The sequence below is a fragment of the Thiohalophilus sp. genome, from assembly GCF_046483665.1.
Lineage (GTDB): Bacteria > Pseudomonadota > Gammaproteobacteria > UBA6429 > Thiohalophilaceae > Thiohalophilus.
This window is the reverse complement of record NZ_JAWOCR010000049.1, coordinates 43,633-50,800: the sequence shown is the minus strand read 5'-3', so window position 1 is coordinate 50,800 and position 7,168 is coordinate 43,633. Positions and strand designations below refer to the sequence as shown.

Genomic DNA, 7,168 nt, shown 5'->3' with positions numbered 1-7,168 from the left:
GACCGTGTGACCCTCGGGAATAATCGGTCGTCCACGCCGGTAAATAGCCGCCACCCGGGCCTCGACCCCGGGCATGTGCTGGCGCAGGGTGCGCAGCTCATGCCCGACCAGCGGGCCGCCATAATAGGCGCGTACCCCGACCAGCTGGACCAGCCCCTCGGCAAAATCGAGCACCTGCAGGGCGCCGCGGTGATTGATCAGACTCTGTACATAATTGGTGATCAACTGTTCGGGACTGATCAGCACATCGATGGGCAGGGCAGCCGGATTGAACAGGTTTTTGTATTTGAGATATTCCAGGGCCCGGATCCGGGCGATCTTGGTCGGGGTATGGAAGATGGTAGAGGCGACCTGACAGGCGACCATGTTGGTTTCGTCGCTGTCGGTAACGGCGATCAGCATATCGGCGTCGTCGGCCCCCGCGCGCTGCAGGACTTCGGGATGCGATGCATGACCGACGACGGTGCGCAGATCGAGGCGATCCTGCAGTCCCTGCAGAACCTCTTCACGCTGGTCGATCAGGGTAATGTCATTGGCCTCGCTGGCGAGATTCTCTGCCAGCGAACTGCCGACCTGACCGGCGCCGAGGATGATGATCTTCATAAAAGTCCAGAGACGTTCTTGTTATTTGAACGCAATTGTAAAGTGTTTGCTGGCTGTTTACCCGTCCTGGGGAATATTTTTCGGATCGATACCCAGCGAGCGAAGCTTGCGATACAGATGGGTCCGTTCCAGCCCCACGGCCTGGGCGACCTTGCCGACACTGCCCCGGGCCTTGCGCAGCTGATACTCGAGATAGTCGCGCTCGAACTGTTCGCGGGCCTCGCGCAAGGGCAGATCGTAATTGACCTCTACCTCTCGCTTGTGCAGCGCCGACCCGGTATCGCCCAGGGCGATATCGACCTCGTCGACATCGATTTCATGGCCGGAACCGACGATCAGCAGTCGCTGGATCAGGTTGGTCAGCTCGCGCAGATTGCCCGGCCAGTGATAGTTGCGCAGCCGGTTCTGGGCCGCCAGGCTAAATTTGCGATAAGGCAGCTTTTCCTGATCCACCAGCAGGTTGGTGAAAATGTTGAGCAGCTCGGGAACATCCTCGCGGTGTTCGCGCAGCGCGGGGATGCGCACCGGGACGACATTCAGCAGATAAAACAGGTCCTTGCGAAACTGGCCATCGGCCACCCGTTGTTCCAGATCCTGGTGGGTGGCGGCGATAATGCGCACACGCAGCTCGACCGGCTGATTGCCGCCGGTACGATAAAAGCTATGAGTATCCAGGGCTGAATAGAGCCGGGCCTGGGTGGCCAGGTCCATTTCGGCAATATCGTACAGCAACAGCGTGCCACCGTTGGCCTGTTCGAGCAGGCCGTAATGCACGCTGCCGCCCTGTTCGGCGCCGAACAGTTCGCGGGCGGCATTGTCCGGCGCGAGACTGGCAGCATTGACCTCGACAAACGGACCGTCGCGGCGGGTGCTGGAGTCGTGCAGGTATCGGGCGGCGATGTGGATGCCGCAACCCGGTTCGCCGCTCATCAATACGCCGCTGTCGTGTTCGGCGATGCGTCGCAGCTGATCGCGCAATCCCTGCATGACCGCGCTTTTGCCGATGGGCTCCTGAACCTGCAGGTTGTGGCGGCGCAGACCCTGGTTCTCGCGTTGTAGTTTCTGGGTTTCCAGCGCATGTTCGATGGTCAGCAGCAGCTTGGCCAGGGAAATCGGCTTTTCGATGAAGTCATAGGCTCCCAGGCGGGTCGCCTCGACGGCCGTTTCCACGGTGCCGTGACCGGACATCATGATCACCGGCCCGCCGGCCTGCTCCTCGTCTTTCCACTCCTTGAGCAGGGTGATGCCGTCGATATCCGGCATCCAGATGTCCAGCAGGATCAGATCCGGTTTGCGCTGACGATGTTGCTGGCGGGCGGTTTCCCCGTTTTCGGCCACGGCGACTTCGTAACCTTCGTCCTCGAGGATCTCCTGGAGTAACTGGCGAATGTCCGGCTCGTCATCCACCACCAGAATATAGGGCGCAGACGTGGTGGGCTCGGACAGTTCCCGGGCGGCGGCTTCAGGCGGCTGCATCATCTTTGCTGTTATAGGTTGATTCGGAATCGCTGTCCATTGTATCGCTGATTTCCGCGCCGGAGGAAACCACCGGCAGGCGAATAATAATGGTAGCACCGCCGTCGGGATTGTTTTCGGCCCACAGCATGCCGCCGTGTTCCTCGATGATTTTCTTGACGATGGCCAGACCCAGGCCGCTGCCACGCGGTTTGGTGGTGACATAGGGATCAAACAACTGGTCGAATACATTGGCCGGAATGCCCGGGCCGTTGTCCTCGATTTTCAATTCCACATAGCGGCAGCTGTGTTCGTGGGCACAGCGGGTGCTGACCTGGATGCGGGCGCCACTGGCATACTCCATGGCTTCGAGCGCATTTTTGAACAGATTGTGCAGAACCTGGCGCACGCGGCCGGCGTCGGCCTCGATCTGCGGCATGCTGGGGTCCAGTTCGAGTCGAAAATGGATCTGGTGATTGCTGGTGCGATACAGATCCAGGACCTCGTCGATGATGTGATTCAGATCCAGCGTTTCCAGCTCTAGTTCAGGCATGCGCGCGTAGTCGGAGAACGCCTTGACCATCTGCTTGAGAGATTCCACCTGCTGAACAATGGTGTGGGTCGAACGGTCCAGAACCTCGGCATCCTTTTGTTCCATCTTTTTCAGGTATTTATGTCGCAGACGCTCGGCCGCCAGCTGAATGGGGGTGAGCGGATTTTTGATTTCGTGCGCCAGACGTCGGGCCACTTCACCCCAGGCCGCGTTGCGCTGGGCCTGAATCAGGGCGGTGATGTCATCGAAGACGATGATATTGCCGCTGTCGCGATCGCCGCTGTCGGGTAACGGGGTACCGCGGCACATCAGCACCTTGCGGCCGTTGGGACCGAACAGGGTGACCTGTTCCTGCCATTCCTGTTCACCGGCATCCAGGTACTGGCAAATGGCATCGATCAGCTGATGGGTGGCGGGCTCGGCTTCGGCCAGCGTATCCAGGCTCGCATCATGATAGCGATTGAGATCCACGTTCAGTATCTCGCTGGCCGCCAGATTGTGAGTTCGCAGGCGATGATCGTGATCCAGGGTCAACACGCCGGAGGAGAGGTTGGCCAGCACGGCTTCCAGATAGGCGTGCTGGGCTTCCAGTTGGTGCTGACTCTGCTGGGCCTGTTGCTGGGCGATGGCGATCTTGTGGGTCATTTCGTTGAACGAACGCACCAGAAAACCCAGTTCGTCCTTACCCGGCAGGGGCAGGCGCTTGTCATAATTGCCGGCCGCCACGGCCCGGGTCCCTTCCACCAGATCGTAGATGGGTTGCACCATGCGTCGCGCGGCATAAAAGGCCGCCCAGATCGACACCAGAATACTGAGCAACAACACCAGAGACAGGGTCAGGATAAAACTGTATTTGAGCGGTGTGCGCAGATAGGCCACTTCCCGATACTGACTGAACGCGGTTTGCACACTGTCGGCCAGAGTGTTGAGGCGATCGCTGACCGGGAACAGGGCCTGTAAAAAGCGGGATTCGGTCACCGCGTCGGGCCCCGGCAGGGTGACGGCCGCGCGAAAATGCAGCCCGCTATCCTTGATCGGTACCAGTCCGATATCGTCATTGCCCTGACGGAGCATGTGCAAACTGCTGTCATCCAGTCGTTCGGGTAACAGGTGAGTCGATTCCATACTGCTGGAAGCGATAATGCGCCCGTTACGAGAGAACAGTGTCAGTTCGGATGCCTCGGTACTGCGGTGAATCTCATTCAGTTTCAGCGCCATGAGATTGTCGGGGGTATCGGACAGATTGCGGCCCAGACTCCGGGTTTCGCGCAACAGCTCGCGCATACGCATGCCCAGTGATGCCTGACTCAGTTCCAGGGCATCATTCAGAGCGTTTTCCACTCGCACATCGAACCAGCTGTCGATACCGCGCTTGATAAAGTCGAGCGAGAAATAATAGACCACAGACACCGGCGTCACCGAGAGGATAATAAACATGACGACCAGCCGGGCGGTGAGGCGGGTTCCGGTGTCCTGTTTGCGGTATTGCTGGATCAATTGCCACAGGCTTTTGCCGATCAACACCAGCAACAGGCCGATGGCCAGCAGGTTAATGCCGAGCATCAACGAATAGAGTTTGCCGAACAGGGCCGAGTTATGCGTGGCTCCGCTCATCAGATAGAGCGAGGTCAACAGCAGCACGAACAAAATGATGATCGGCGCGCTGCCGGAAAACAGCTTGCGAATCAGTGAACCAATGACCATGAGTACCAGTCGCTTTGCAGTTGCCAGTCACTGGAAATATAGGCCAGGGGGCGCATCGGTGCAGGCAGGGATTCGATATCCAGGCGGCTGCGCAGTTCCACCTTGTATTCGGCGCCCGGTTCCAGCAGGTTGGCGTCAATCAGCGGCAGACTGTCGATGCGCCCCAGTGCCCACAGGGCAGTGTCCAGATTGACATAGTTTTCCTGAATCCCGCTGTTGAGATTGTGAATGACATATTTTTCGGTCAGCGCATGATAGAGCAGCAGGTAATTCTGGGTGAGCGTCGCCAACTCCTTGTTCAACCACCAGCGGTGGGTACGTTCCACCCGGATATCCATGGCGATGATCAGCGGGAGCCCATTTTTGACCGCGTCGATGGCCTCGGGGGACAGTTGATAATCGATACGGGCCTGGAGGTGATAGACATCGCCTTGCAGAGCCATGCCGGCATCCCGAATAACAAACCCGTTACTGGCAACGGCCAGTGGCGCGCTGCCCAGCACACTGGCCAGCAACAGGCCGCGGAGCCAACGTCCGGGTGCCGGGCGGCTGGTGTCAGCTTGTTTTGACCAGACGTGCGTAATAGAAACCATCCATCTCATCCTCACCCGGCAGGATCTGTTGTCCGGCCGACAGGGGGTATCCCCAGCTCGCCCCGAGAGGCACATGCCGTGCCGTATTCCCGGTCGCAAGAAAGCGTTCCACCTGTTGCGTGTTTTCCTCGGGAAGTACCGAACAGGTTGCATACAGCAGCGTACCGCCGGGTTTGAGCAGGGGCCACAGGGCCAACAGCATAGCATGTTGTGTGGTGGCCAGTGCGGGGATGTCGCTTTGCCGACGATGTAGTTTGATATCCGGATGACGACGAATCACGCCGGTGGCGCTGCAGGGGGCATCGAGCAGGATACGATCGAAGGGTTGCCCGTCCCACCAGCTGGCGGGTCGGGCGGCGTCGCCGGTGACCAGCGTGGCCGTCAGTGCCAGGCGGCTCAGAGTGTCCTGCACCCGTTGCAGGCGTGCGGCATCCACATCCAGTGCGATCAGTTGTTGCAGATCCGGCTGGCGTTCCAGCAGGTGGGCACTCTTGCCGCCCGGGGCGGCGCAGGCATCCAGTACCCGTTCACCCGGTTGCGCATCGAGCAGGGTCGCCGCCAGCTGGGCGGCTCCGTCCTGCACGGACACCTCGCCCGTGGCAAAGCCGGGCAACTGCTCTACCGGGCAGGGATCCTGCAGAATCACGCCGCTTTCGGTATGCGCGGCCGGGCGGGCTTCCAGACCGGCATCGAGCAAACGCTTTATATAGGTATCACGATTCCCGCGCCGGTCATTGACCCGCAGGGCCATGGGGGCCTGGGTGTTGTTCGCTTCCACGATCGCCGGCCAGTGATCGGGCCACGCCTGTTGCAACGCGGTGAGTAACCAGGGGGGGTGCGCGGTGCGGGCCGTGGGGGCCTGCTCCAGGCGCAATTCCAGTTCATTTTGGCGACGCTCGTAATTGCGCAGCACCGCGTTGACCATGCCCCGCGCCCAGCCCTTGTTCAGGCGTTTGGTCAGGGCCACGGTCTCATCGACCGCCGCATGAGCGGGAATCCGGGTAAAACGCAGTTGATAGAGGCCGAGTAACAGCAGCAGGCGCAGATCGGCATCTTTCTTCTTTAAAGGTTTGTGCAATAGCTGTGAGAGCAGGAACTCCAGCTGCGGATACCAGCGCATCACCCCGTAACACAGATGCTGGAGCAGGCCCTGATCCCGGGATTGTTCCAGTTGTGGAATCACACTGTCCAGGGCGTTATCGAGCTTCTGCCCCTGCTGAACGATTTGCTGCAGGACCTGCAGGCTGGCGAGGCGGGCATTCATGGTTTGTCGCTGTTGGCCAGCTGCATGCCGGGTTCGATGCGTCCGGGACGACCATGCAGGAAGGCCGCGGCGCTCATCGCCTTGCTGCCGGCCGGCTGGATTTGCTGCAGCAGCAGGGTGCCCTCACCACAGGCTACCTCAATGCCATCGACGTCGGTACTGAGTACGCTGCCGGGTGTCGCGGTCGGCCTCTGTGTCCGGGCGTTTGCCTGCCAGATGCGCAGGGGCTGACCGTCGAGCAGGGTGTGACTGACCGGCCAGGGATTAAAGGCGCGCACTTCGCGGGCCAGTTGTTCGGCCGGTTTGTGCCAATCAATACGCGCCTCGGCCTTGTTCAGTTTGCGGGCGTAGGTGGCCTGGCTGTCGTCCTGGGGCTGCGGTATGAGGTTCTCCAGGTTAGCAAGTGCTTGCACAATCGCCTTGCCGCCCAGTTTTGCCAGCCTGTCGTGCAGACTGCCGCCGGTATCATTCGGGGCGATGGGGCAGGACAATTTGAGCAACATATCGCCGGTGTCCAGCCCGGCATCCATCTGCATGATGGTGATGCCGGTCTCGCGGTCGCCGGCCAGAATGGCCCGCTGAATAGGCGCCGCGCCCCGCCAGCGCGGCAACAGCGAAGCGTGAATATTCAGGCAGCCGTGGCGGGGAATCTCCAGTACTTTTTGCGGCAGCAGCAGCCCGTAGGCGGCAACGATCATCCGATCCGCCTGCCAGCTCGCCAGTTCCTGCAGGGCTTCGTCGGATTTGAAATGCTCCGGCTGGCAGACGGGCAGGTTGTGCGCCAGCGCCAGTTGCTTGACCGGGCTGGCCTGCGGCTTGCGCCCCCGCCCCGCCGGGCGATCCGGCTGGGTATACACTGCAGCAATCTCATAACCCGCATCCAGCAGGGCACGCAGGGCCGTGGCAGCAAAGTCGGGGGTTCCGGCAAAGATCAGGGGAGAGGGAGAGGCCATCGTTATTTTTTTAAGTTAAGTGCCGCCGCTGGATAAGTGACTA

The 7,168-nt window shown here is 60.3% G+C and carries 6 protein-coding genes; all 6 read right to left on the bottom strand.

Annotation, left to right across the window (positions count from 1 at the left end; genetic code table 11):
• Positions 1-603: Trk system potassium transporter TrkA (gene trkA, locus R6U90_RS10800; RefSeq protein WP_410352700.1), on the bottom strand; the 603-nt coding region annotated here is incomplete at its 3' end.
• 57 nt (positions 604-660) lie between these two features.
• Positions 661-2,079, bottom strand: a complete 1,419-nt coding sequence (locus tag R6U90_RS10795) for a sigma-54-dependent transcriptional regulator (protein WP_410352699.1) — start codon at positions 2,077-2,079, stop codon at positions 661-663.
• Positions 2,066-4,315 (bottom strand): ATP-binding protein, encoded by a 2,250-nt coding sequence (locus R6U90_RS10790; protein ID WP_410352698.1) that lies wholly within the window; start codon positions 4,313-4,315, stop codon positions 2,066-2,068. The genes R6U90_RS10795 and R6U90_RS10790 overlap by 14 nt, the downstream gene beginning before the upstream one ends.
• On the bottom strand, positions 4,297-4,908 hold the full coding sequence (locus R6U90_RS10785; protein WP_410352697.1) for a DUF4390 domain-containing protein: 612 nt from the start codon (positions 4,906-4,908) through the stop codon (positions 4,297-4,299). The genes R6U90_RS10790 and R6U90_RS10785 overlap by 19 nt, the downstream gene beginning before the upstream one ends.
• Positions 4,871-6,172, bottom strand: coding sequence for a 16S rRNA (cytosine(967)-C(5))-methyltransferase RsmB (gene rsmB, locus R6U90_RS10780; protein ID WP_410352696.1), 1,302 nt, complete (start codon positions 6,170-6,172; stop codon positions 4,871-4,873). The genes R6U90_RS10785 and rsmB overlap by 38 nt, the downstream gene beginning before the upstream one ends.
• On the bottom strand, positions 6,169-7,125 hold the full coding sequence (gene fmt, locus R6U90_RS10775) for a methionyl-tRNA formyltransferase (protein WP_410352695.1): 957 nt from the start codon (positions 7,123-7,125) through the stop codon (positions 6,169-6,171). The genes rsmB and fmt overlap by 4 nt, the downstream gene beginning before the upstream one ends.
• Positions 7,126-7,168: the final 43 nt, after the last annotated feature.

Coding starts and splice junctions, on each gene's coding strand:
- R6U90_RS10790 (WP_410352698.1), bottom strand. CDS start 4,315: ATGGTCATTGGTTCACTGATTCGCAAGCTGTTTTCCGGCAGCGCGCCG.
- R6U90_RS10785 (WP_410352697.1), bottom strand. CDS start 4,908: ATGGTTTCTATTACGCACGTCTGGTCAAAACAAGCTGACACCAGCCGC.
- R6U90_RS10795 (WP_410352699.1), bottom strand. CDS start 2,079: ATGCAGCCGCCTGAAGCCGCCGCCCGGGAACTGTCCGAGCCCACCACG.
- fmt (WP_410352695.1), bottom strand. CDS start 7,125: ATGGCCTCTCCCTCTCCCCTGATCTTTGCCGGAACCCCCGACTTTGCT.
- rsmB (WP_410352696.1), bottom strand. CDS start 6,172: ATGAATGCCCGCCTCGCCAGCCTGCAGGTCCTGCAGCAAATCGTTCAG.